Origin of the sequence: Pseudomonas sp. p99-361, from assembly GCF_003935475.1 — a bacterium.
Lineage (GTDB): Bacteria > Pseudomonadota > Gammaproteobacteria > Pseudomonadales > Pseudomonadaceae > Aquipseudomonas > Aquipseudomonas juntendi.
This window is the reverse complement of record NZ_RHQO01000071.1, coordinates 1-23,412: the sequence shown is the minus strand read 5'-3', so window position 1 is coordinate 23,412 and position 23,412 is coordinate 1. Positions and strand designations below refer to the sequence as shown.

23 protein-coding genes are annotated in these 23,412 nt (G+C 60.8%); 12 read left to right on the top strand and 11 right to left on the bottom strand.

The features are described from left to right. Positions 1-339 precede the first annotated feature (339 nt). From hisB to hisF, 5 genes are all read left to right on the top strand, one after another. Positions 340-933, top strand: coding sequence for an imidazoleglycerol-phosphate dehydratase HisB (hisB, locus tag EGJ22_RS22090; RefSeq protein WP_009682881.1), 594 nt, complete (start codon positions 340-342; stop codon positions 931-933). Continuing rightward, positions 934-1,572, top strand: a complete 639-nt coding sequence (hisH, locus tag EGJ22_RS22085) for an imidazole glycerol phosphate synthase subunit HisH (RefSeq protein WP_009682882.1) — start codon at positions 934-936, stop codon at positions 1,570-1,572. Further along, positions 1,573-1,833, top strand: a complete 261-nt coding sequence (locus EGJ22_RS22080; protein ID WP_009682883.1) for a DUF2164 domain-containing protein — start codon at positions 1,573-1,575, stop codon at positions 1,831-1,833. It begins immediately after the preceding gene. A gap of 114 nt (positions 1,834-1,947) precedes the next feature. Further along, positions 1,948-2,679 carry a 1-(5-phosphoribosyl)-5-[(5-phosphoribosylamino)methylideneamino]imidazole-4-carboxamide isomerase gene (hisA, locus tag EGJ22_RS22075; protein ID WP_009682884.1) on the top strand — a complete coding sequence of 244 codons (732 nt, stop codon included), beginning with the start codon at positions 1,948-1,950 and terminating at the stop codon, positions 2,677-2,679. Between the two features lie 102 nt (positions 2,680-2,781). Beyond that, entirely contained in the window at positions 2,782-3,552 is a 771-nt protein-coding gene (gene hisF, locus EGJ22_RS22070; RefSeq protein WP_029886410.1) for an imidazole glycerol phosphate synthase subunit HisF, read from the top strand. 103 nt (positions 3,553-3,655) lie between these two features. Here the strand turns inward: hisF and choV are convergent, their stop codons facing one another. The 3 genes from choV to EGJ22_RS22055 form a co-directional block, all read right to left on the bottom strand. Beyond that, complete coding sequence (gene choV, locus EGJ22_RS22065; protein ID WP_009682886.1) at positions 3,656-4,834, bottom strand: choline ABC transporter ATP-binding protein; 1,179 nt, start codon at positions 4,832-4,834, stop codon at positions 3,656-3,658. After that, complete coding sequence (gene choW, locus EGJ22_RS22060) at positions 4,831-5,679, bottom strand: choline ABC transporter permease subunit (protein WP_172828412.1); 849 nt, start codon at positions 5,677-5,679, stop codon at positions 4,831-4,833. Before choW ends, choV begins: the two co-directional genes overlap by 4 nt. Positions 5,680-5,760: 81 nt before the next feature. Beyond that, positions 5,761-6,708: a choline ABC transporter substrate-binding protein gene (locus EGJ22_RS22055; RefSeq protein ID WP_029886408.1), complete on the bottom strand. Its 948-nt coding sequence runs from the start codon at positions 6,706-6,708 to the stop codon at positions 5,761-5,763. Positions 6,709-7,159: 451 nt separating this feature from the next. Here EGJ22_RS22055 and EGJ22_RS22050 point away from each other — a divergent pair, with 451 nt between their 5' ends. Both EGJ22_RS22050 and EGJ22_RS22045 read left to right on the top strand, forming a co-directional pair. Beyond that, positions 7,160-8,536 (top strand): L-serine ammonia-lyase, encoded by a 1,377-nt coding sequence (locus EGJ22_RS22050; protein WP_029886407.1) that lies wholly within the window; start codon positions 7,160-7,162, stop codon positions 8,534-8,536. Positions 8,537-8,983: 447 nt separating this feature from the next. After that, positions 8,984-10,090, top strand: a complete 1,107-nt coding sequence (locus tag EGJ22_RS22045; RefSeq protein WP_009682890.1) for a GlxA family transcriptional regulator — start codon at positions 8,984-8,986, stop codon at positions 10,088-10,090. Positions 10,091-10,194: 104 nt separating this feature from the next. On the opposite strand, the gene EGJ22_RS22040 is transcribed toward EGJ22_RS22045, so the two are convergent. Next, a complete protein-coding gene (locus tag EGJ22_RS22040) occupies positions 10,195-10,452 on the bottom strand; it encodes a hypothetical protein (protein ID WP_009682891.1) in 258 nt (85 codons plus the stop codon). A 379-nt stretch (positions 10,453-10,831) separates the two neighbouring features. On the opposite strand from EGJ22_RS22040, the gene EGJ22_RS22035 reads away from it, so the two are divergent. Beyond that, positions 10,832-12,778, top strand: a complete 1,947-nt coding sequence (locus tag EGJ22_RS22035; protein ID WP_223809629.1) for a zinc-dependent metalloprotease family protein — start codon at positions 10,832-10,834, stop codon at positions 12,776-12,778. A 91-nt stretch (positions 12,779-12,869) separates the two neighbouring features. Here EGJ22_RS22035 and EGJ22_RS22030 read toward each other — a convergent pair whose 3' ends face one another. The 4 genes from EGJ22_RS22030 to choX all read right to left on the bottom strand — a co-directional run bounded on the left by EGJ22_RS22030 (position 12,870) and on the right by choX (position 16,329). After that, positions 12,870-13,337, bottom strand: coding sequence for a thioesterase family protein (locus EGJ22_RS22030; RefSeq protein WP_029886405.1), 468 nt, complete (start codon positions 13,335-13,337; stop codon positions 12,870-12,872). Between the two features lie 10 nt (positions 13,338-13,347). Further along, a complete protein-coding gene (locus EGJ22_RS22025; protein ID WP_029886404.1) occupies positions 13,348-14,313 on the bottom strand; it encodes an L-carnitine dehydrogenase in 966 nt (321 codons plus the stop codon). Between the two features lie 63 nt (positions 14,314-14,376). Continuing rightward, positions 14,377-15,261, bottom strand: coding sequence for a 3-keto-5-aminohexanoate cleavage protein (locus tag EGJ22_RS22020; protein ID WP_029886403.1), 885 nt, complete (start codon positions 15,259-15,261; stop codon positions 14,377-14,379). Between the two features lie 123 nt (positions 15,262-15,384). Continuing rightward, positions 15,385-16,329 carry a choline ABC transporter substrate-binding protein gene (gene choX, locus EGJ22_RS22015; protein ID WP_029886402.1) on the bottom strand — a complete coding sequence of 315 codons (945 nt, stop codon included), beginning with the start codon at positions 16,327-16,329 and terminating at the stop codon, positions 15,385-15,387. A 142-nt stretch (positions 16,330-16,471) separates the two neighbouring features. Between choX and EGJ22_RS22010 the strand changes: the two genes are divergently transcribed. Next, on the top strand, positions 16,472-17,419 hold the full coding sequence (locus tag EGJ22_RS22010) for a GlxA family transcriptional regulator (RefSeq protein WP_029886401.1): 948 nt from the start codon (positions 16,472-16,474) through the stop codon (positions 17,417-17,419). Between the two features lie 3 nt (positions 17,420-17,422). Here the strand turns inward: EGJ22_RS22010 and EGJ22_RS22005 are convergent, their stop codons facing one another. The 3 genes from EGJ22_RS22005 to EGJ22_RS21995 form a co-directional block, all read right to left on the bottom strand. Beyond that, a complete protein-coding gene (locus tag EGJ22_RS22005; RefSeq protein ID WP_029886400.1) occupies positions 17,423-18,040 on the bottom strand; it encodes a hypothetical protein in 618 nt (205 codons plus the stop codon). 73 nt (positions 18,041-18,113) lie between these two features. Then, the gene (locus EGJ22_RS22000) at positions 18,114-18,806 is read right to left on the bottom strand and encodes a hypothetical protein (RefSeq protein ID WP_029886399.1); all 693 of its coding nucleotides are present in this window, start codon (positions 18,804-18,806) and stop codon (positions 18,114-18,116) included. 134 nt (positions 18,807-18,940) lie between these two features. Next, entirely contained in the window at positions 18,941-19,357 is a 417-nt protein-coding gene (locus EGJ22_RS21995; protein WP_029886398.1) for a lysozyme inhibitor LprI family protein, read from the bottom strand. A gap of 285 nt (positions 19,358-19,642) precedes the next feature. Here EGJ22_RS21995 and EGJ22_RS21985 point away from each other — a divergent pair, with 285 nt between their 5' ends. From EGJ22_RS21985 to dgcA, 3 genes are all read left to right on the top strand, one after another. Beyond that, positions 19,643-20,620 carry a dipeptidase gene (locus tag EGJ22_RS21985; protein ID WP_009682902.1) on the top strand — a complete coding sequence of 326 codons (978 nt, stop codon included), beginning with the start codon at positions 19,643-19,645 and terminating at the stop codon, positions 20,618-20,620. Positions 20,621-20,697: 77 nt separating this feature from the next. Beyond that, positions 20,698-21,228: a DUF5943 domain-containing protein gene (locus EGJ22_RS21980; protein ID WP_029886397.1), complete on the top strand. Its 531-nt coding sequence runs from the start codon at positions 20,698-20,700 to the stop codon at positions 21,226-21,228. Between the two features lie 15 nt (positions 21,229-21,243). Next, complete coding sequence (dgcA, locus tag EGJ22_RS21975; protein ID WP_019096852.1) at positions 21,244-23,304, top strand: dimethylglycine demethylation protein DgcA; 2,061 nt, start codon at positions 21,244-21,246, stop codon at positions 23,302-23,304. The last annotated feature ends 108 nt before the right edge of the window (positions 23,305-23,412 follow it).

Below are 23,412 nucleotides of genomic sequence, written 5' to 3'. Positions count from 1 at the left end.
TACTGGCCCGAAACAAACGTAGGAGCGAGCGCAGCTCGCGATGCGCCGCGCGGGCGGCGCTCAATCTCACAGGCACTAAAGATGCAGCGGCTACCCTTGCCAGGAACCATAGAATCTCCCACAGGTCCACCCTAGGCCTTGAACACGGTTGGGCCTGTAGGGGCAGCCTTGTGTCGCGATGGGCTGCAAAGCAGCCCCCCTTCACCCGGTTGTATAGACCTGTAGCGCTATCAACCCCCCGTCATTGCTCGCTTTGCCATATGTCATCCGCGTTTCAAGCTGGCGCGTTCTGAGCCTATAATGGCACCCTTTTCGCCCAATGATTTTGCGGAGCTGGTGATGGTCGAACGTAAGGCTTCCGTCGAGCGCAATACCCTGGAAACCCAGGTCAAGTGCTCGATCAACCTCGATGGCAGTGGCAAGGCCCGATTCGATATCGGTGTGCCTTTCCTGGAACACATGCTGGACCAGATCGCCCGCCACGGGCTGATCGATCTGGATATCGAGTGCAAGGGTGACACCCATATCGACGACCACCATACCGTCGAAGACGTTGGCATCACCCTGGGCATGGCATTCGCCCAGGCCATCGGTGACAAGAAGGGCATCTTCCGCTACGGCCACGCCTACGTGCCGCTGGACGAAGCGCTGTCGCGCGTGGTCATCGACTTCTCGGGCCGCCCAGGCCTGCAAATGCATGTGCCGTATACCCGGGCCAGCGTCGGCGGCTTCGATGTCGACCTGTTCCAGGAGTTTTTCCAGGGCTTCGTCAACCACGCCCTGGTTACCCTGCACATCGACAACCTGCGTGGCCACAACACTCACCACCAGATCGAAACCGTGTTCAAGGCGTTCGGCCGTGCCCTGCGCATGGCGGTCACCCTGGACGAGCGCATGGCCGGCCAGATGCCGTCCACCAAAGGGTGCCTGTAAATGCAGACGGTAGCCGTAATCGACTATGGCATGGGCAACCTGCACTCGGTGGCCAAGGCGCTCGAGCACGTCGGTGCCGGTAAAGTGCTGGTGACCAGTGATGCGGCGGTCATCCGCGAGGCGGATCGCGTGGTGTTCCCTGGGGTAGGTGCGATTCGCGACTGCATGGCCGAAATCCGCCGCCTGGGCTTCGACAGCCTGGTGCGCGAAGTCAGCCAGGACCGGCCGTTCCTGGGCATCTGCGTGGGTATGCAGGCACTGCTCGAACACAGCGAGGAGAACACCGGCGTCGACTGCATCGGTTTGTTCCCCGGCCAGGTGCGCTTCTTCGGCAAAGACCTGCAAGAAGACGGCGAGCACCTGAAGGTGCCGCACATGGGCTGGAACGAAGTCAGCCAGACCATCCACCACCCGCTGTGGCACGACATTCCGGACCGCGCACGTTTCTATTTCGTGCACAGCTACTACATCAATGCCGGCAAGCCGGGCCAGGTGGTCGGCCGTGGCCACTACGGCGTCGATTTCGCTGCCGCACTGGCCGATGGCTCGCGCTTCGCCGTGCAGTTCCACCCAGAGAAAAGCCATACCCATGGCCTGCAGCTGCTGCAGAATTTCGTCGCCTGGGACGGGCGTTGGTAAATGAGCAGGTCAAAGACCAAGGCCCCGATCATCACCCTGGCCCCTGAGCAGGAGCGCGACGCGCTCGCTACGCTCAAACGCTTCCTCGAAGACCGTTTCGAGCTGGAGCTGGGGTCTTTCGAGGTGGCTGAGGTCCTTGAGCTGTTCAGCAAAGAAATTGCACCCCATTACTACAACAGGGCGATTGCCGATGTTCAGCTGCACCTCAAGGAGCGGTTCGAGAGCATCGAAAGCGATCTGTGGGCGCTTGAAAAAAGCTGAAAGTTGCAAGCTTCAAGCTGCAAGCTGAAGCTGGATCGCCTATCGAATACACGACGCGCATTGCTTGCAGCTTGTCGCTTGCAACTTGCCGCTTGAATTGACGAAGGAAAGAGCATGCTGATTATCCCCGCTATCGATCTGAAGGACGGTGCCTGCGTGCGCCTGCGCCAGGGCCGTATGGAAGACTCCACGGTATTCTCCGACGACCCGGTGAGCATGGCCGCCAAGTGGGTCGAGGGTGGCTGCCGCCGCCTGCACCTGGTCGACCTGAACGGTGCCTTCGAAGGCCAGCCGGTCAACGGTGAAGTGGTCACTGCCATTGCCAAGCGCTACCCCACCCTGCCGATTCAGATCGGCGGCGGCATTCGTTCGCTGGAAACCATCGAGCACTACGTCAAGGCTGGCGTCAGCTATGTGATCATCGGCACCAAGGCGGTCAAGCAGCCAGCGTTCGTCGCCGAGGCGTGCAAGGCCTTCCCGGGCAAGGTCATCGTTGGCCTGGATGCCAAGGACGGCTTCGTCGCCACCGACGGCTGGGCCGAAGTCAGCTCGGTGCAGGTGATCGACCTGGCCAAGCGTTTCGAGGCCGATGGCGTTTCGGCGATCGTCTACACCGACATCGCCAAGGACGGCATGATGCAAGGCTGCAACGTGCCATTCACCAAGGCATTGGCCGAAGCCACCTCGATTCCGGTAATTGCCTCGGGCGGCATTCACAACCTGGGTGACATCAAGGCTCTGCTGGACGCCAAGGCCCCCGGCATCATCGGCGCCATCACCGGCCGTGCCATCTACGAAGGCACCCTCGACGTGGCCGAGGCCCAGGCCTTCTGCGACAACTATTGAATAGGAGCTGCAAGCTGCAAGCTGCAAGAGAAAAGCCGGACCGCGTACTGCTTTATCTTGCAGCTTGCCGCTTGAAGCTTGCAGCTGCCCCCAGGAGCTTCCATGGCTTTAGCTAAACGCATCATCCCTTGCCTGGACGTGGACAACGGCCGGGTGGTCAAGGGCGTCAAGTTCGAGAACATCCGTGATGCCGGCGACCCGGTGGAAATTGCCCGTCGCTACAACGAGCAGGGTGCCGACGAAATCACTTTCCTCGACATCACCGCCAGCGTCGATGGCCGCGATACCACCCTGCATACCGTCGAGCGCATGGCCAGCCAGGTGTTCATCCCGCTGACCGTGGGCGGTGGCGTGCGTACCGTGCAGGACATCCGCAACCTGCTCAATGCCGGGGCAGACAAGGTGTCGATCAACACCGCCGCGGTGTTCAACCCGGAGTTCGTGGGCGAGGCGGCAGACCGTTTTGGCTCGCAGTGCATTGTCGTGGCCATCGACGCCAAGAAGGTGTCCGGGCCGGGTGAAGAACCCCGCTGGGAAATCTTCACCCACGGTGGGCGCAAGCCGACCGGGCTGGATGCGGTGGCATGGGCGAAGAAGATGGAGGGCCTGGGTGCCGGCGAGATCCTGCTGACCAGCATGGACCAGGACGGCATGAAGAGCGGCTTCGACCTGGGGGTTACCCGGGCCATCAGCGATGCGCTGGGTATTCCAGTGATTGCCTCGGGCGGGGTGGGTAACCTGCAGCACCTGGCTGACGGTATTGTGCAAGGGCATGCCAGCGCGGTGCTGGCGGCCAGCATCTTCCACTTTGGCGAGTACACGGTGCCGGAGGCCAAGGCCTACATGGCAGCGCGCGGGATCGTCGTTCGCTGAAACATTGAGTGGGGCTGCTTGGCAGCCCTTCGCGGGTACGCCCGCTCCTACACTGTGGGAGCGGGCGTGCCCGCGAAAGGGCCGCAGCGCGGCCCCAATTGCATCACCCGTGGTTCTTGCCAAGCAGTGCGTGATACAGCTCGGTATCCCCCAGAATCCCCACCAGTTTGTCGTTCTCCTGCAGCACCAGCTTGTTGCCGGTGTGGTAGCGAATCTGCAGCGCTTCACGCATGCCGATGTCCGCATGCACCAACGTCGGCCGACGCCCCAGGCCTTCCACCGACTGCCCCGGCGCCCATTGCTGCATCTCCAGGCCGTTTTGCCCTTGGCGTGCGCGCTTGATCGAGTTGCCTTCGCCCAGGTCCAGCCACGAGTCGCCGCTCGGGTCGAGGCACACCGAACCATTGACCCGTTTGCAGTTGTCCAGGCTGCGCATCAGGCTGCGGCCGCAAAGTACGTTTAGCGGGTTGGTGTGGGCGACGAAGGTACGCACGTACTCGTCGGCCGGGTTTAGCACGATTTCTTCCGGCTTGCTGTACTGGATGATCCGGCCATCTTTCATGATCGCGATACGGCTACCCAGCTTCAACGCCTCGTCCAGGTCATGGCTGACGAACACGATGGTCTTGCTCAGCTTGGCCTGCAGGCCCAGCAGTTCGTCCTGCAAGCCCTGGCGGATCAGCGGGTCCAGTGCTGAGAAGGGTTCGTCCATCAGCAGGATGTCGGCGTCCATCGCCAGCGCGCGGGCCAGGCCAACGCGTTGCTGCATGCCGCCCGACAGTTCGTCCGGCTTCTTGTTGCGCCACTGGGTCAGGCCCACCAGCTCAAGCTTCTCGTCGACCAGCTTGCGCCGTTCCTTTTCTGGCCGGCCCTGCATTTCCAGGCCAAAGCTGATGTTCTCGCGTACCGTCAGCCAGGGCATCAGGGCGAACTTCTGGAACACCATGGCAATGCGCTTGGTGCGCATCATTTTCAGCTCGGCCGGGGTGCAGTGGGCGATGTCGATGTGCTTGCCTTCATGTTCGACAAACAGCTTGCCGCGGCTGACGGTGTTCAGGCCGTTGATGCAGCGCAGCAGGCTCGACTTGCCCGAACCGGACAGGCCCATCAACACGCAGATCTCGCCCTTCTGGATGTCCAGGTTGGCTTTTTCGACGCCCACCACCAGGCCGGTCTGCTTGAGGATCTGCTCGCGAGTCTGGCCTTTGTCCAGCAGTGCCAGCGCCTCGCGTGGCTTGTTGGAGAAAATGACGTCGACGTCTTCGAAACGAATGATGCTCATGCTTCACCCCTTACCGGCAGTTCCGGTTGCTTGCAGATACGGTCGAGCATGATCGCCAGCAGCACGATCGCCAGGCCCGCTTCGAAGCCCAGGGAAATATCGGCGGTGTTCAGTGCGTTGACCACAGGTTTGCCCAGGCCGTCAGCGCCGACCAGGGCGGCGATCACCACCATCGACAGCGACAACATGATGCACTGGGTAACGCCGGCGGCGATGCTGGGCATCGCATGCGGCAGTTCGATACGGGTGAGCAGTTGGCGGCGCGAGCAGCCAAACGCCTTGCCGGCGTCCATCAGCTCCTGCGGTACGTCGCAGATGCCCAGATAGGTGAGGCGGATAGGGGCGGCAATGGCGAACACCACGGTCGAGATCAGCCCTGGCACCACGCCCAGGCCGAACAGCGTCAGGGTGGGGATCAGGTACACGAAGGTGGGTACCGTTTGCATCAGGTCGAGCACCGGGCGCATGGCGGTGTAGAACATGGGTTTGTGCGCGGCGACGATGCCCAGCGGCACACCGATGGCCACGCACACCACGGTGGCGAAGGTCACTTGTGCCAGGGTTTCCATGGTTTCCTGCCAGTAACCCAGGTTGAGAATCAACAGGAACGACAGGGCGACGAATGCGGTCAGCGACCATTTACGCTGGATGAGGTGCGCCAGGGCGGCGAACAGGGCGGTGAGGACGAACGGGTTGAACCAGGTCAAGGCACTGGTGACGCCGTGGATCATGAATTCCAGGCCCTGTGCGATGGCGTCGAAGTAATTCGCGCCGTGCAGGGTCAGCCATTCAACGAACGAGGCGATGTACTGACCCAGCGGTATTTTCTGATCGATAAGCATGATAGCGAGCTTCCACCTGCATAGATTGAACTCAACCCGGGGCAGGCACGGTCCTGCCCCGAGGTAGCGCTATGGCGAATTGCGTTATTGCGTCAGCTTGGCCTTGGCCGCCTCCAGGCCGGGTTTGCCATCCACGGTAGTCACGCCGGCCAACCAGGTGTCCAGCTTGCCTGGGTTGTCCTTGAGCCATTTCTTGGCAGCGGCCTCGGGCTTCATCTTGTCGTCCAGGACGTAGCCCATCATGGTGCTTTCATCCTTGAGCTCGAACGACAGGTTCTTCAGCAGTTGGCCAACGTTGCTGCACTCCTGCACGTAGCCTTTGCGGGTGTTGGTGTATACGGTCGCCTTGCCGAAGTCGGGGCCGAAGTATTCGTCCCCTCCGGTCAGGTACTGCATCTTGAAGCGGGTGTTCATCGGGTGCGGTTCCCAGCCCAGGAACACCATGGCTTCGCCACGTTTCTGCGCCCGGTCGACCTGCGACAGCATGCCGGCCTCGCTGGACTGCACCAGCTTGAAGCCGGCGTCTTTCAGGCCGAAGGCGTTCTTGTCGATCATGCTCTGGATGGTGCGGTTGCCATCGTTGCCGGGTTCGATGCCGTAGATCTTGCCGCCCAGCTCCTGCTTGAACTTGGCAATGTCGCTGAAATCCTTCAGGCCCTTGTCATACAGCGCCTGGGGCACGGCCAGGGTGTACTTGGCGTTTTCCAGGTTGGCGCGCACGGTGTCCACAGTGCCGGCGTCGCGGTACTGCTTGATATCGTTTTCCATGGTCGGCATCCAGTTGCCGAGAAACACGTCCAGGTCCTTGCCGGTAGCCAGCGACTTGTAGGTCACCGGTACCGAGATCATGGTGGTGTGGGTTTTGTAACCCAGTGCTTCGAGCACAACGCTGGTGGTCGCAGTGGTGACCGTGATGTCGGTCCAGCCGACATCCGAGAAACGGACCGTCTGGCACTGCTCGGGCTCGGCGGCCTGAGCCAGCAACGGTGCGGACAGCAACGCAACCAGCAACAGCGAGGGTGTACCTTTCATGGGTGGACTCCTGAGATTTTGTCTTCGGGTTCGCGTGGGTCGCCGAACGTTCTGACGGTCCGGTCGACCAGGCCTGCAGAGGGCAGGATGCGTGGCCGTGCTTTACGAGTCGCTTTCGATAATCCTCCACCGCCGGGCAATCGCCTACTGGTAGGGTCGTATCCAGTACGGAACGGGTCGTATCCAGTATGGGCGATGTCGCTTATGGATTTTTCCAACCCCTCGCCCGCATTTTTGCGTCACCAGACCGATGGAAAACGGCGTGTCGGGCCCATTCCCCCGGTAAAACCGGTGCGGCGCTGCTGGACAAAATGGCGTCGGTTGCAGACGGCGAGGCGGCCGGTAAAAGCCCGATGATGCTGGCAATTCAAGGCGGCCCTGCTTGAGCCTAGCAGCTACCCCGCCGTGCGCATGGCGCGCACAGACAAGCCCAGCAAGAGGTGATTCGGTAATGGCCATCAGCGTGTTCGACCTGTTCAAGATCGGTGTCGGGCCTTCCAGCTCCCACACCGTCGGCCCCATGCGTGCTGGCGCCCTGTTTGTCCAAGGGCTGCGCGAGCGCGGCGAGTTGGAACGGGTACGGCGGGTCGAGGTGCGCCTATATGGCTCGCTGTCGGCCACCGGCGTCGGCCACGGCACCGACAACGCCACCATCATGGGGCTGATGGGCGAGTGGCCAGACGCCATTGACCCGACCCAGATCGTGCCGCGCATCGCCGACCTGCGCGAAACCAATACCCTCAAGCTGGACGGGCGCCTGCCTGTCGAGTTCGTGTGGGCGCGCGACATGCTGTTGCTGGACGAGAACCTGCCCTACCACCCAAACGCCATGACCTTGGTGGCCGAAGGCGAGCAGGGCGAGTTGCACCGTGACACCTATTACTCGGTGGGTGGCGGCTTTGTGGTGGATGCCGCGCAGGCCGCCAGTGGTGTGCTGGATGCCGATCAGACAGTACTGCCGTACGATTTCAACAGCGCCGCCGAGCTGCTGCAGCTGTGCAGGCAAAACGACCTCAGCGTGTCGCAATTGATGATGGCCAACGAAAAGGTCTGGCGCAGTGAAGAAGAGATTCACGCCGGCTTGCGCAAGCTCTGGCAAGCCATGCAGGAATGCGTCAACAACGGCCTGAAATACGAGGGCACGTTGCCCGGTGGGCTCAATGTGCGCCGCCGCGCCGCCAAGCTGCACCGCAGCCTGCAGGAAATCGGCAAGCCCAACGTGATCGGCTCGACCATGAGTGCCATGGAGTGGGTCAACCTGTTCGCCCTGGCTGTCAACGAAGAGAACGCCGCAGGCGGGCGCATGGTGACGGCGCCTACCAACGGCGCGGCGGGCATCATCCCGGCGGTATTGCACTACTACATGCGCTTCAGCGATGAGGTAGACGAGTCCAGTGTTACCGATTTCTTCCTGGGCGCTGCGGCGGTCGGCATCCTGTGCAAGAAGAACGCCTCCATCTCCGGCGCCGAAGTAGGCTGCCAGGGCGAGGTCGGCTCTGCCTGCGCCATGGCCGCGGCCGGCCTTGCGCAAGTGTTGGGCGCGACCCCGGCGCAGCTGGAAAACGCCGCGGAAATTGCCCTGGAGCACAACCTGGGGCTCACCTGCGACCCGGTGGGCGGGTTGGTGCAGGTGCCGTGCATCGAGCGCAACGCGATTGCTGCGGTAAAAGCCATCAACGCGGTGCAAATGGCCCTGCGTGGCGATGGCGAGCACTTCATTTCCCTCGACCAGGTGATCCGTACCATGCGCGACACCGGTGCCGACATGCACGACAAGTACAAGGAAACCTCCCGCGGTGGCCTGGCGGTCAGTGCCATCGAATGCTGATGTTTCAGTAGGCACCCAGGGCCTCTTGGCGGTTGAACCCGGCAAGAGGCCCTCGAGTTTCAAGGCAGCGCAAAATGCCTGCCAATGCTCCTTTATGGTGCGCTCGAATCTGCCAATTGCCGGATGTCGTAATCAGTGCGGGGCTTGTCGGTGACACTAAACAGTGTCGTTTCTGGGCAACTGCCCCACGGCGTGTCACCAAACTGCTCAGCCGTTACCCGCACGGCGCCTAGCACGGCTGTTTGGGACAACTTGGCCAGCACATCTACAGCCTATGAGTTGCCTGACAAAGGGGTCGTTTTCAGGTTTTTTTGGATGGCCATTCAATTTCAGGCACGGCGTTTGCGTAGGTAATGGTCACCCACCCCCAGCATGTGGCGGGGGCAATAACAAGAAAATGAGTGCCCGCCTGAGGCACATCCAGCATTTGTGTGAGGAGAAACCGCGATGACGTCCTACACCTCCGGGACCCCGTCCCAGAACCGCACAGCACCCCAGTCCATCGGGTTTCTTCTATTGGACAATTTCACCCTGATTTCCCTGGCTTCGGCTGTGGAGCCCCTGCGCATGGCCAACCAGCTGTCCGGCCGCGAACTGTACCGCTGGCACACGCTGACGGTCGATGGCGGCCAGGTGTGGGCCAGCGATGGTTTGCAGATTACCCCGGACGCGGCAATGCACAGCGCCCCTGCGATCGACACCGTGATCGTCTGCGGCGGTGTAGGCATTCAGCGCACCGTGACCCGCGAGCACGTAACCTGGCTGCAAGCCCAGGCGCGTCAGTCGCGGCGCCTGGGTGCCGTGTGCACGGGCAGCTGGGCCTTGGCCTGTGCCGGCCTGCTCGACGGCTTTGATTGCAGCGTGCACTGGGAATGCCTGGCCGCCATGCAGGAGGCCTACCCGCGGGTCAACATGAGTACCCGCCTGTTCACCCTCGACCGCAACCGCTTCACCAGCTCTGGCGGCACCGCGCCGCTGGACATGATGCTGCACCTGATCAGCCGCGACCACGGCCGCGAGCTGTCGGCGGCCATTTCCGAAATGTTCGTCTACGAGCGCATTCGCAACGAGCAGGATCACCAGCGCGTGCCGCTCAAGCACATGCTCGGCACCAACCAGCCGAAGTTGCAGGAAATCGTCGCGCTGATGGAAGCCAACCTGGAAGAGCCGATCGACCTGGACGAGTTGGCGGTGTATGTGTCGGTGTCGCGGCGCCAGCTCGAGCGGTTGTTCCAGAAGTACCTGCACTGCTCGCCGTCGCGCTACTACCTGAAGCTGCGCCTTATCCGCGCCCGGCAGCTGCTCAAACAGACACCCATGTCGATCATCGAAGTGGCATCGGTGTGCGGTTTCGTCTCCACGCCGCACTTCTCCAAATGCTACCGCGAGTACTTCGGCATTCCGCCGCGTGATGAGCGCGTGGGCTCCAACACCACGCAGCAGGTGGCAATGATGCCGATTCCGCAGGCCATGACCTTGTCGCCGCACAGCGGGCCGATGGCTGCCCTGAGCCAGGCGCGTAACGAATCGACCTTTGCCAGCGTAAGGCTCTGAAACGGCATCGCCGGCAAGCCGGCTCCCGTAGGTCTTGCACAGGTCTTGAACCTGTGTGATCCCCGAGGGAGCTGGCTTGCCGGCGATAGGGCCGTAAGGAGAAATCAGGCGCGCTTGTTGAACTGCGCCAATGCCGGCAACAACTGCTTGTCGATGGCCTGGCGTACCGCCGGCAGAATCGTCGCGCTACCGGTATACATCTGTTCCACCATTCCCTTCAGGGCCCGTGCATTGGGCTCGGTCAGCCCGCGCACCACTGCCTCGCAGGCCTGTTCGGCAGTGGCCCCGGCTGGAATGTCGAACCCACGCGCCCGCAGGTGGCCTGCCAGGTCGTCCTGATCAATCAAATCCGCATGCATCATGGCTGTTGTCCCTTTTATCGCGAAGAGAGTGCTGCTGTGATTTACGACCGATTCTGTGACGCGGACGACAGACCCGCAACAACAGAATGCCGGCATGGCTGCCATGGCTAAGAACAGGTCGTTTACGGCTAAATCCAGCGCCTTCCCAGGCCCCACACTGAGGCCATTCACGGTACCAGAGGGTTTGGTCACCCTCGTTCATGCACAGTGGATGTTGCTCGCTCTTGGCCCCGGATGCTCACGGCTTTCCGGGGTTATTTTTTTGTTTTAAACCAACTGTGTGTTCCTGCACATCCATCCACCTGGCATTTCTGTCAGGTGACAGTAAAGCTGGGGTAATGATCTGCTGAGGGTGATGAATATCCTCAGGAGCGGCAATGTGAAAACGGCAATCTGGAACAGGATCCTGCTGGCTTCAACAGTGATGTTTTTTGGGGGCTGTTCGTCTTCTGGTCCCACCGTCACTGCAGCCACAAGTACCCCAGCCCAACTGTTCACCCTAGAACCCACCCCTACGCGCAAGGGCCTGCTAGACACGGCTAGCGGCAACCTGGCCACATTGCTGGCCGACCCTGCGAACGCAGAGTTTACGCTGGTGAAGATCAACCCGGCACTTATCAGCCAGCAAACGCAGGATTTGGCGGTGAGCTTACCGGACGGTAAAACCGCGCAGTTTCATTTACGCGATTTCACCACCATCACACCGGGTATTGACGGTTGGGTGGGCTACAAGCCGTCGGCATGGAAAGCGGCCCATGCAGCATCTGCTTCGGAGATCGAAAACGATCCGCTTTACTACCTCTCTTTGGTGCGTGAGGGTGACAAGTTGGCGGGCCGCGTAATTGTCGAAGGGCAGCGTTATCGGCTGGATTCAATCGGCTCGGGTCAGTATGTGCTGATCAAGGTTGATGAATCCAAGCTTCCTGCGGAAGGCGAACCCCTCGTCGATCCAGCAGGGCAGGCGCTCGATGAAACCCAAGGGAAAGTTCCGCAGTCCGCGCACAGCACAATACGCGTGATGTTTCTGGCCACTAATCAACGAAGGGCCAAAAGCCCCTACTATCGGCTTGAACTCGCCCTGGCGCTTTTCAATGCTAACCAGTACATGAAAAACAGTGACGTGCAGATCACATATGAACTGGCCGGCTTTTTTGATGAGCCTTACGACGAAACCGGAAGAGATTACAAACAGCAACTGAATGATATCCGTCTAGCCCAACCGTTCGCGGGGAATGTCTTGCGCAGGAGAGAAGCGTTGGGAGCGGATATGGTTTCAATGTATTCTGCAGCGACTGCGCTATGCGGTAAGGCCTGGATTGCGTCGAGTAAAGCCCAGGCTCACTCGGTCATTAGTTGTACCGACGCGCTTGCTCACGAACTAGGTCATAACTTGGGCGCCGACCATAACTGGGGGGGAGACGATGAAGAGGGCCATCCGCCCTATAAGTACGGCTATCGATATACAGGATCGCCCAGGTTCCGCACGCAGATGTCGTACGGCTGCTCGCCAACGTGCCCGGGCGTTGCGTACCACTCAAACCCTCGGCTGACGTATCAGGGCATTCCTCTTGGGACTGAGGCACATCATGATGTCGCGCGCCTCTTTAACGAAAGCAGGGAAACGGTAGAGAATTTCTATCCCGTGCCGCTTGCGCCACCTATGGAGTTGGAATTTTACCCCGAAAAAAATTTTTCTGGGCGCCATTGCAGCCTAGAGTTTCTCCCCAATGACATACGCCCCAACTGCAATGAAGTACATTCGGTTAAAGTTAAGAACTTCAAAGCTGGAATGAGGTTGTGTTTCTACGCCACCGATTTTGACTATGCCTGTTACCGCGGGTCTTACACGGGCAACTTTCAGGTGGCGGACCTTGATGCATCAGGCACATTGCCTGATGGGCTGGGGCGAGAAAGCCTTCCTGGTCATGAACCGTTGATCGGAAAAGTTCGAAACATCGTGTACACTCTGGACACTTCCGTAACTATTAAACTTTATTCTCTCGCAGACTATCAAGGTGATACCTGTACGTTTCGCCTGTACCAAGGCAAGGTGGCCAATGTTTCAGATTATCCAGGATGCGACGTAGTAGCCGGCGGAAAATCACGCTCCGCGAAGGTGTATGCTTTCCCCGGGGCTAATACCAAGCTTTGTTTCCTTAACGCCGACGACCGTCGAAGTCTTTGCTTCACAGGTAGCTATAAGGGCAACTTCCAGATCAGAAATTGGGACGAGGGCAGTGGCTTGCCGCCAGGACTTGTTCGCACTCGTGCAGGAGGTGGTTACATGAACGGCTCAGTGCACCGCGTCTCCTTCGGCATGCAATAGCCCAGGTTGGGTACCCGCTGCTTGGAGGTCGTACCAGTGCAGACGAAATCAATTAGTAACCCGTCTGCGCTGGTTTGGCAGCTGCTGCCGTTCAAGATAACGTGATTTGGCGGCCTACGAAGGAAGCTGCCGCCTGGTCGTGTTGGTCATGGAGCAGCTCTTGGAGTATCTGAATGCTTATTGGGCTGAACGGTGCGGCTTTAGGCCCTGCCAGGTCGACGTGCAGCAGCATCTGCTCGCTAGCCGCCAATACTCCGTCGAATCCCTTCCTATGCAGGCTGTGGTAGATGTGTAGGCGCTTTTGATCAAAACCGACGATCTGCGTCTGCACCCACACCTCGGTGCCAAGCTTCACCTCATGCAGGTAGTTGATGTGCGCCTCCAGGGTGAACAGCGAATGCCCACTCTGCCCTCGGCTGTCGGCATCCAGGCCGATGCGCTCCATCAGCGCATCGGTGGCGTAACTGAAAATCAGCAGGTAGAAGGCATCGCGCAGGTGCCCGTTGTAGTCCACCCAGTCCTCCTGGACTGGGGTGCGGTAGGTGATCAGTGCGGGCATTGTGGGCTCCTCATTCGCCGAACGACATGCCGTGCGTTTGCTTGCTGCTCTTTACGGCTTCAAGCACTGCAAGCAGGGTGTCATCACGATAGCGTTCCAGTGCGGCAATGCTGCGTTCACCCAGTTGCGCCGAGGTGCCGTCCACCACATCGTCAATCAGTTTGTCGGTCAGTTCCGGTGCGGGCAGGTAGGTCCACGGCAGTTTTAGCGCCGGGCCGAACTGTGACATGAAGTGGCGCATGCCTGCATCGCCACCGGCCAGGGTGTAGGTGAGGAAGGTGCCCATGAACGACCAGCGCAGGCCGGCGCCAAAGCGGATTGCGTCGTCGATTTCACCGGTGGTCGCCACGCCGTCGTTCACCAGGTGCAGGGCCTCGCGCCAGAGTGCTTCGAGCAGGCGGTCGGCAATGAAACCAGGCACTTCCTTGCGCACGTGCAGCGGGCGCATGCCCAGGGCGGTATAGATGACCTTCGCCGCCTCGATGGCTTCGGGCGCGGTACGTTTGCCACCGACGATTTCCACCAGCGGCAGCAGGTACACCGGGTTGAACGGGTGGCCCACCACGCAGCGCTCGGGGTGCGTGGCAGACTCGTAGAACTCGCTGGGCAGCAGGCCGGAAGTGCTGGAACCGATAATGGCCTCGGGCTTGGCCGCGGCGCTTATTTTTGCGTGCAAGTCGAGCTTCAGGTCCAGCCGCTCTGGCGCGCTTTCCTGAATGAAATCGGCATCGCGTACGCATTCCTCGATGGTGGCGACGAACTTCAGGCGGGCTTGTGACGCGCCGGGCGCCAGCCCCTGCTTCTCAAGCGCTGGCCAGGCATTGGCAATACGCTTGCGCAGCGCCGGCTCCGCGCCAGGTGCAGGGTCCCAGGCGATCACGTCCAGGCCGTGGGCCAGGGCGCGGGCAACCCAGCCGCTGCCGATCACGCCGCTACCCAGCGCGGCGAAGATCTTGATATCGGTAATGAAGGGCATATCGAGTCCTCGGGCTAAAAGAATGCTCAGGATTGGCGCCAGTCCTTGTGGGAGCGGGCGGGATCAGCGGCGCTTGAGGTTCATTTTTTCCCGGCCCTCGGCCGGGGTCAGTACACGGGCGCCAAGGCGCGAGATGATCTCCACCGCCCGTTCGACCAGCTGGCCATTGCTGGCCAGCACGCCACGGTCCAGGTACAGGTTGTCTTCCAGCCCCACCCGCACGTTGCCGCCCAGCAACACGGCCTGCGCTGCCATCGGCATCTGCATGCGGCCGATGCCGAAACCCGCCCAGGTAATATTGGCCGGCAGGTTGTCGACCATGGCTTTCATGGTGGTGGTGTCGGCCGGCGCGCCCCACGGGATGCCCAGGCATAGCTGGAACAGAGGGTCGTCCAGCAGGCCTTCCTTCATCATTTGCTTGGCGAACCACAGGTGGCCGGTGTCGAAGATTTCCAGTTCCGCCTTCACGCCCAGTTCGGTGATGCGCTTGGCCCCGGCGCGCAGTTGCGCAGGGGTGGACACGTAGATCGAGTTGCCGTCGCCAAAGTTGAGGGTGCCGCAGTCGAGGGTGCAGATTTCCGGCAACAACGCTTCCACGTGGGCCAGGCGCTCCAGCGGGCCGATCAGATCGGTGCCGGCGCCGAACTCCAGTGGCGTTTCACCCGGGCCGATTTCCAGGTCACCCCCCATGCCGGCGGTGAGGTTGACGATGATGTCCACGTCGGCTTCACGAATGCGCTCCATGACTTCGCGGTACAGCGCCACGTCACGGCTGAAGCGGCCGGTTTGCGGGTCGCGCACGTGGCAGTGGACCACGGTGGCGCCCGCCTTGGCAGCCTCTACGGCAGCGTCGGCGATTTGCCGGGGGGTGACGGGGACAAGGTGGCTTTTCGAGGCAGTGTCGCCGGCACCGGTAAGGGCGCAGGTGATGATGACGTCGTGGTTCATGGTGCGGTTCCTTGTGGTGGATGTGCTGGCCTTTTTCGCGGGCAAGCCCGCACCCACAGGGGACCGTGATGGCCCTGCCCAGGTATGCCCTGTGGGAGCAGGTTCAGCCGCGAAGAGGCCCTGTCAGTTGGCGGTAAGCTTGAGGTTGTCCGCCGCCGGCTTGCCATCGAAGGTGGTCACCCCTTCCAGCCAGCGCGCCTTGTCTTCGGGGTGGTCTTTCAGCCACTGGCGGGCCGACTCCAGCGCGTCCTTGTGGTCGAGCAGCGGCTGCATCATGCGGCTCTCGTCCTCGGCGCTGAATTTCAGGTTGCCCAGCAGGCGGTTGGCGTTGGGGCAGCGTTCGGCGTAGTCCGGCGCGGTCACCGTCCACACCGTGGCACGGCCTTCGTCGGGGCCGAGGGCGTCCTGGCTGTCACCCAGGTAGGCCATGTCGATGTTCACGTTCATCGGGTGCGGTGCCCAGCCGAAGAACACCACGGCTTCCTTGCGCCGCACGGCGCGGTCGACCGCGGCGAGCATGCCCGCTTCGCTGGACTCGACCAGCTGGAATTTGCCCAGGCCAAACTGGTTCTTGGTGATCATGGCCTTGATCTGCGTATTGGCCCCCGAGCCTGGCTCGATGCCATAGATCTTGCCGCCCAGTTCCTTTTCGAACTTGTGGATATCGGCAAAGGTTTTCAGGCCCTTGTCATACAGGTACTTCGGCACGGCGAGGGTGGCGCGGGCGTCTTCCAGGCTTGGCTTGTCGAGCACCTTGACCTGCCCGGCGTCGACGAACGGGGTGATGGTCTGGGTCATGATCGGGTTCCAGTAACCCAGGAACATGTCCAGGCGCTTGTCGCGGATGCCGGCAAAAATGATCTGCTGCGAAGCGCTGGTCTGTTTGGTCTGGTAGCCCAGGCCATCGAGCAGCACCTGAGCCATGGCGCTGGTGGCAATGACGTCGGTCCAGTTGACCACGCCCAGGCGGACGTTCTTGCAGGCCGCGGGTTCGGCGGCCAACAGTGGGGAAGTGGCGATGCTGCTCAGGGCAAGGGTCAACAGGCTGCGGCGGATCAAGCTGTGCATGGTGGCTCTCCATCGGCAGTGCATATTGTTATGGGGTTCGGTCTCTCTGGGCCGTGTGAATACGCTACGCTGGCGCCATCTTGCCCAAGCGCACGCTAGCGACAGGAATTAGCACCTGGGCGACCAGTTTCTGTGGAGGGGGATGATGGAGACGATTGCCTTTCTGTTGGTGCCCGGTTTTTCCGCCATGGGGTTCATTTCTGCGGTGGAACCACTGCGGGTAGCCAATCGTTTTGGCGGGCCGTTGTACCGGTGGCAGGTGCTGAGCCTGAACGGTGAGGCGGTGCTGGCGAGCAGTGGCATGTCCATCAATGCCGATGCCGCTCTGGGGGAGGGCGAGCCGCCCGACATCCTGCTGGTGGTTGCGGGGTTCGAGCCACTTGCCCATGTCGCGCCCAAACTGCTGCATGCGCTGCGCCGGCTCAACCATGACGCTGTCATGCTTGGGGGTATCGACACCGGTGCGATGGTGTTGGCCGAGGCGGGGCTGCTCGAGGGCTACCGGGCGACGTTGCATTGGGAGGCGCTGGAGGCCTTCAAGGAACGCTATCCAGGTCTTCAGGCCACCCAGGAGCTGTTCGAGATTGACCGCAGCCGCATCACCTGCGCAGGCGGAACGGCCTCGATCGATCTGATGCTGTACTTGATTGCCCAGGCTCATGGCAGCGAACTGGCGGTCAAAGTGTCCGAGCAGTTCGTGCTGGGGCGTATCCGTCAGCGCCAGGACCATCAGCGCATGCAGATCGGCGCGCGTTACGGCATCAGTAACAAGAAGCTGATCCATGCCATTGGCGAAATGGAAAAACACTTCGAGCCACCACTGACCACGCTGGATCTGGCAGCCGCGATCAAGGTCACGAGGCGTCAACTGGAGCGGTTGTTTCGCATACACCTGGATACCACACCCAGCAGTTTCTATCTCGCGTTACGGCTGGACAAGGCGCGTCAGCTGTTGGCCCAGACCGACATGTCGGTGACCCAGGTCAGCATTGCGTGCGGGTTTGAACTTCCATCGTATTTTACGCGGCGCTACAAGCTGAAGTTTGGACGGTGCCCGCGGGAGGAACGTCGGCCGGGCGGACCCAAATGAGCTTCACTCAAGCTCGCGCTCAAGAATTGCCCTCAGTTTTTCCCGGTTGCTCGCTTGCAGGTCCTGGCGAAGCGGGGCAAAACCTTCTGCATTGAAGCGTGCACCCAGATGGTCGAATATCAGGTTCAACTTTCGGGTGGGCTCGACCGGGTCGGTAACGCAGTAGGTATAAAACAGGATCGCCACCGGAACCTGGTCACCTTCATGGTCCATTTCGATACTTAGATGTGAAGAAGCGTTCATGATGGTGAATTTACGTGCCCCCGCCGACTGCAGGGCGTTTTGAATATTTTCTTCCAGGCTTTTGAACCAAGGCCCTTTTGCCCGCGGTGGCGGTAGAAAGCCATTGTATACATCGCTTAGCGCAAGCAGGTGCGGCTCATACACAATGGTTTTGTGTGTATGTTCACACAGGGTGAATTTCAATGATTTCAAGGTGGCGAGGGCGAGCGCGAACCATTGCCGAGGCTGGGTCTCCATCGAGTAGCTTTCATTGGCCAATGCTTGTGAATGACGCAGGCAGAGCTGCAAATCTTCCCATGTCTCGAGTGTCAGCCAGGGTGCAGGCTTGATGCTTAGCCGCTCCTCGAATATTCGGGTGTCCAGGCTTGTATCGCTCACGTGGCATTGTTCCTCGATGGCTGCACATGACCAGAACCGGGTACCAGCGCTTTCTGGTACCCGGCCTCGCTCATCAGCTAGCGAAAAACTCGCCGAGGTCGTTTTTGATTTTCTCGTTCACAAGTTCCCGCGCAGCGTCGAAGTGACGAACGCTGAACGTGCCTTGTTGCGACGCGCGGTAGACACGGGTAGAAGTTTTGTCGACCTTGCGGGTCAGGGCGCCCTCACGCTCGATTTTCGAGTCGTAGCTGGCCTGGAAGCTGGTCATGTGCATGGCGGGCAGGCCTTGTGGCGTCATTTCGCACTGGGCTACCACGAAGTTGCTCGATTTGCCGGATTCGCTATGGCTGTGCTTTTCCAGGTGTGCCTTGACTTCCGGCTTCTGCACGACAACTTGCAGAGCACGCTTGGCGCAGGCGGCGCGACGAGGGTCCGCGGAAACACTGATGGTGACGGACTTGGTGATCAGTTCTGCCAGGGTCAGGTTGTCCTCATCGATGGCATCTTCGGCATGTGCAGCACCTGTCATGGTCCAGCCGAATTTGATCAGGCCATCGTTGTAGAAGTTGTACCACTCGCGCTGCTGGGTTTCCTTGTCGAACTTCTTGTTGGCCAGTGCGGTCATCAAGCCCAGGCCGGACAGGATGTCTTGTGCAACGTCGGCAGGCACATTGTCAGCGAAAACGCAGATGGTCTGGCCGGTAGCGGCAACGCGCTCCTGGCCCTCTTTGCGGATTTTTTCCATTTCAACTTTGATGTCAGCCACTTTGTAATTCCTTGATAGTTTTGAATTTCAAGACACACATGCTGAGCACGTGGTCTGAGGGCACTATCGAGCAACGACGCAGGGGGCATCAGCGGCATGTTGTTCCTCGGGCGTTGGTCCTTCTCTGGTGCTGATCAATCTTCGGGGGCTGGCTCGTCACCGTCTTGCAGGCCCAGGCCGCGCAGGTATTCCGCCCGCTCATCGCTGCGCTGTGCAATGCAGCTGTTCCAGGCAGTCTGGTAGGCCTTGCTGCCTGGCTGTTCAGCGTGGGTTTCGACCTTGCAGTCTGCATCACGCAGTTGACGCCAGAGTTGCTCGGCTGCCTCTATTCGCGACATCAGGCCGGCTTCGTCGCCGAACTGGTCACGCATGCGTGCGGCGAGTTCGTCGTAGGCCGACTGCAGCTCACGCTCGGCGACCTGCTTGTTGAATGCTGCGCAGGCGAAGGTTTGCTGGTCGGTTTCCACATTGTCGCAAGGTGTGCTTTCTTCCTCGCTGGCCTGGGCCCCGCTCACAACGGCCAGCAGCGCCAGCCATGCCATTGATTTCATCCTTTTTCTCCTCACCTGGCTGTCGAATCGCAGGGATTCTCGCTCAGCCTGCGCTCTGGTGGTAGCTACCTGACCAAATGTTCATGAAGTGGCCGCAAATGCCGTTGTCGAGACTGTCTCGCATCGCCAGCCCGCGCGCCAGATGCCCTGTTGTCGCGCATTGACGCTTTCGGCAAACCCCCTGTCGTTTTTGCATCGGGGCGCCTTTGGGCACAGGCATATGCTGGCCCCAAAGCGCCGGCACAAGGTTTGGCGCCAACCCATTCGATAAAAGGGGACAGCCTGATGAGCCCAGCCGAACTTCACGCCGACAGTATCGTCATTGACGGCCTGATCATTGCCAAGTGGAACCGCGAGCTGTTCGAGGACATGCGCAAAGGCGGGCTCACTGCGGCCAACTGCACGGTATCGGTGTGGGAAGGGTTCAAGGCAACCGTCGACCAGATCGCCGCCAGCCAGAAGCTGATCCGCGACAACAGCGACCTGGTAATGCCGGTGCGCACTACCGCCGACATCCGCAAGGCCAAGGAACTGGGCAAGACCGGCATTCTCTTCGGCTTCCAGAACGCCCACGCCTTCGAAGACCAGATCGCCTACGTCGACGTGTTCAAGCAGCTGGGCGTTGGCATCGTGCAGATGTGCTACAACACCCAGAACCTGGTGGGCACCGGTTGCTACGAGCGCGACGGCGGCCTGTCGGGCTTTGGTCGCGAGATCGTCGCCGAAATGAACCGCGTCGGCATCATGTGCGACCTGTCCCACGTCGGCTCCAAAACCTCCGAAGAAGTCATTCTCGAATCGAAAAAGCCGGTGTGCTACTCGCACTGCCTGCCATCGGGCCTCAAGGAGCACCCGCGCAACAAGTCCGACGCCGAGCTGAAGTTCATCGCCGACCACGGCGGCTTCGTTGGCGTGACCATGTTCGCCCCGTTCCTGGCCAAGGGTATCGATTCGACCATCGACGACTACGCCGAAGCCATCGAGTACACCATGAACATCGTGGGTGAAGACGCGATCGGCATCGGTACCGACTTTACCCAAGGCCACGGCCAGGACTTTTTCGAGTACCTGACCCACGACAAGGGTTACGCCCGGCGCCTGACCAACTTCGGCAAGATCATCAACCCGCTGGGTATCCGTACCGTGGGTGAATTCCCCAACCTCACCGAAACCTTGCTCAAGCGCGGCCACTCCGAGCGCGTGGTGCGCAAGATCATGGGCGAGAACTGGGTCAACGTCCTCAAGGACGTGTGGGGCGAATAAGCCGCTCTCCAAGCCTGAATGCCCCTGCCAGCAACGCCGGGGCACCCAAACAAAAATTTTTATGGAGTTGAGTTTCCATGGCCAAAATCGCCCCGCAATTGCCAATCGAAGTCGACAGCGAGACCGGTGTCTGGACCAGCGACGCCCTGCCGATGCTGTACGTGCCGCGCCATTTCTTCGTCAACAACCACATGGGTATCGAAGAGGTACTGGGCGCCGACAAGTACGCCGAGATTCTCTACAAGGCCGGCTACAAGTCCGCCTGGCACTGGTGTGAAAAAGAAGCCGAGTGCCATGGCCTGGAAGGCGTGGCGGTGTTCGAGCATTACATGAAGCGCCTGAGCCAGCGTGGCTGGGGCCTGTTCGAGATCCAGGACATCGACCTGGATAAAGGCACCTGCAGCGTCAAGCTCAAGCACTCTGCGTTCGTATACGTCTATGGCAAGTGCGGCCGCAAGGTCGACTACATGTTCACCGGCTGGTTTGCCGGCGCCATGGACCAGATTCTCGCTGCCCGCGGCAGCGCTATCCGCACTGTGGCCGAACAGGTCTATGGCGGGTCGGAAGAAGGCCACGAAGATGGCCTGTTCGTTACAAAGCCGTTGTAAGCCGGAGATAGCGTCATGGCATTCGAAGCAATGTTCCAGCCGATCCAGATCGGCAAACTGACCATCCGCAACCGCGTGCTCAGCACCGCGCACGCCGAGGTCTACGCCACTGACGGCGGCATGACGACCGACCGCTATGTGAAGTATTACGAGGAAAAGGCCAAGGGCGGTATCGGCCTGGCGATCTGCGGCGGTTCGTCGGTGGTGGCCATCGACAGCCCCCAGGAATGGTGGGCATCGGTCAACCTTTCCACCGACCGCATCATCCCGCACTTCCAGAACCTGGCCGACGCCATGCACAAGCATGGGGCCAAGATCATGATCCAGATTACCCACATGGGCCGTCGCTCGCGTTGGGACGGCTTCAACTGGCCGACCCTGATGTCGCCTTCGGGTATTCGCGAACCGGTGCACCGCGCCACCTGCAAGACCATCGAGGTGGAAGAGATCTGGCGGGTGATCGGTAACTACGCCCAGGCCGCGCGTCGCGCCAAAGAGGGCGGCCTGGACGGTGTCGAGCTGTCGGCAGTGCACCAGCACATGATCGACCAGTTCTGGAGCCCGCGGGTCAACAAGCGTACCGACGAATGGGGCGGCACATTCGAGGGCCGCATGAAGTTCGGCCTGGAAGTGCTGAAGGCTGTGCGCGCCGAAGTCGGTGACGATTTCTGCGTGGGCATGCGTATCTGTGGCGACGAGTTCCACCCCGATGGCCTCAGCCACGAAGACATGAAGCAGATCGCGGCCTACTACGACGCGACCGGCATGCTGGACTTCATCGGTGTGGTCGGCTCGGGTTGCGACACCCACAACACCCTGGCCAACGTCATCCCGAACATGAGCTACCCGCCAGAGCCGTTCCTGCACCTGGCGGCCGGTATCAAGGAAGTGGTCAAGGTACCCGTGCTGCACGCACAGAACATCAAGGACCCGAACCAGGCCACGCGCATTCTCGAAGGCGGCTACGTGGACATGGTCGGCATGACCCGTGCGCACATGGCCGACCCGCACCTGATCGCCAAGATCAAGATGGGCCAGATCGATCAGATCAAGCAGTGCGTCGGTGCCAACTACTGCATCGACCGCCAGTACCAGGGCCTGGATGTGCTGTGCATCCAGAACGCCGCCACCTCCCGTGAATACATGGGCGTGCCGCACATCATCGAGAAGACCACTGGCGTGAAGCGCAAGGTGGTGGTGGTAGGTGCCGGCCCGGCGGGCATGGAAGCGGCCCGCGTGGCCGCCGAGCGAGGCCACGATGTGACCCTGTTCGAGAAGAAGGACCAGATCGGCGGGCAGATCACCATCGCCGCCAAGGCACCGCAACGTGACCAGATTGCCGGTATCACCCGCTGGTACCAACTGGAACTGGCGCGCCTGAAGGTCGACTTGCGCCTGGGCACCGCCGCCGACGTGGCGACGATCCAGGACCTGCGCCCGGACGTGATCGTGCTGGCGGTAGGTGGCCACTCGTTCCTTGAGCAGAACGAACACTGGGGCGCCGCCGAAGGGCTGGTGGTCAGCAGCTGGGACGTACTCGACGGCAAAGTTGCGCCGGGCAAGAACGTACTGGTGTACGACACCATCTGCGAGTTCACCGGCATGTCGGTGGCCGACTTCATCGCCGACAAGGGCAGCCAGGTCGAGATCGTCACCGACGACATCAAGCCGGGCGTGGCCATGGGCGGTACTACCTTCCCGACCTACTACCGCAGCATGTACCCGAAAGAAGTGATCATGACCGGCGACATGATGCTGGAAAAGGTCTACCGCGAAGGCGACAAGCTGGTGGCGGTGCTGGAGAACGAGTACACCGGCGCCAAGGAAGAGCGCGTGGTTGACCAGGTGGTGGTGGAAAACGGCGTGCGCCCTGACGAGCAGCTGTATTACGCGCTGAAGGAAGGTTCGCGCAACAAAGGCCAGATCGACGTGGAGGCGCTGTTCGCCATCAAGCCACAGCCGATCCTCAGCCAGCCGGGCGAAGGCTACCTGCTGTACCGCATCGGTGACTGCGTGGCCCAGCGCAACGTGCATGCGGCGATCTACGACGCCTTGCGCCTGTGCAAGGACTTCTGATCGCACCGTCTATCTAGAGACGGGACTGGCCCCCCTGTAGGAGCGGCCTTGTGTCGCGAAAGGGCTGCGAAGCGGCCCCAGCAATTCATCAGCGCTGAGAATGCTGGG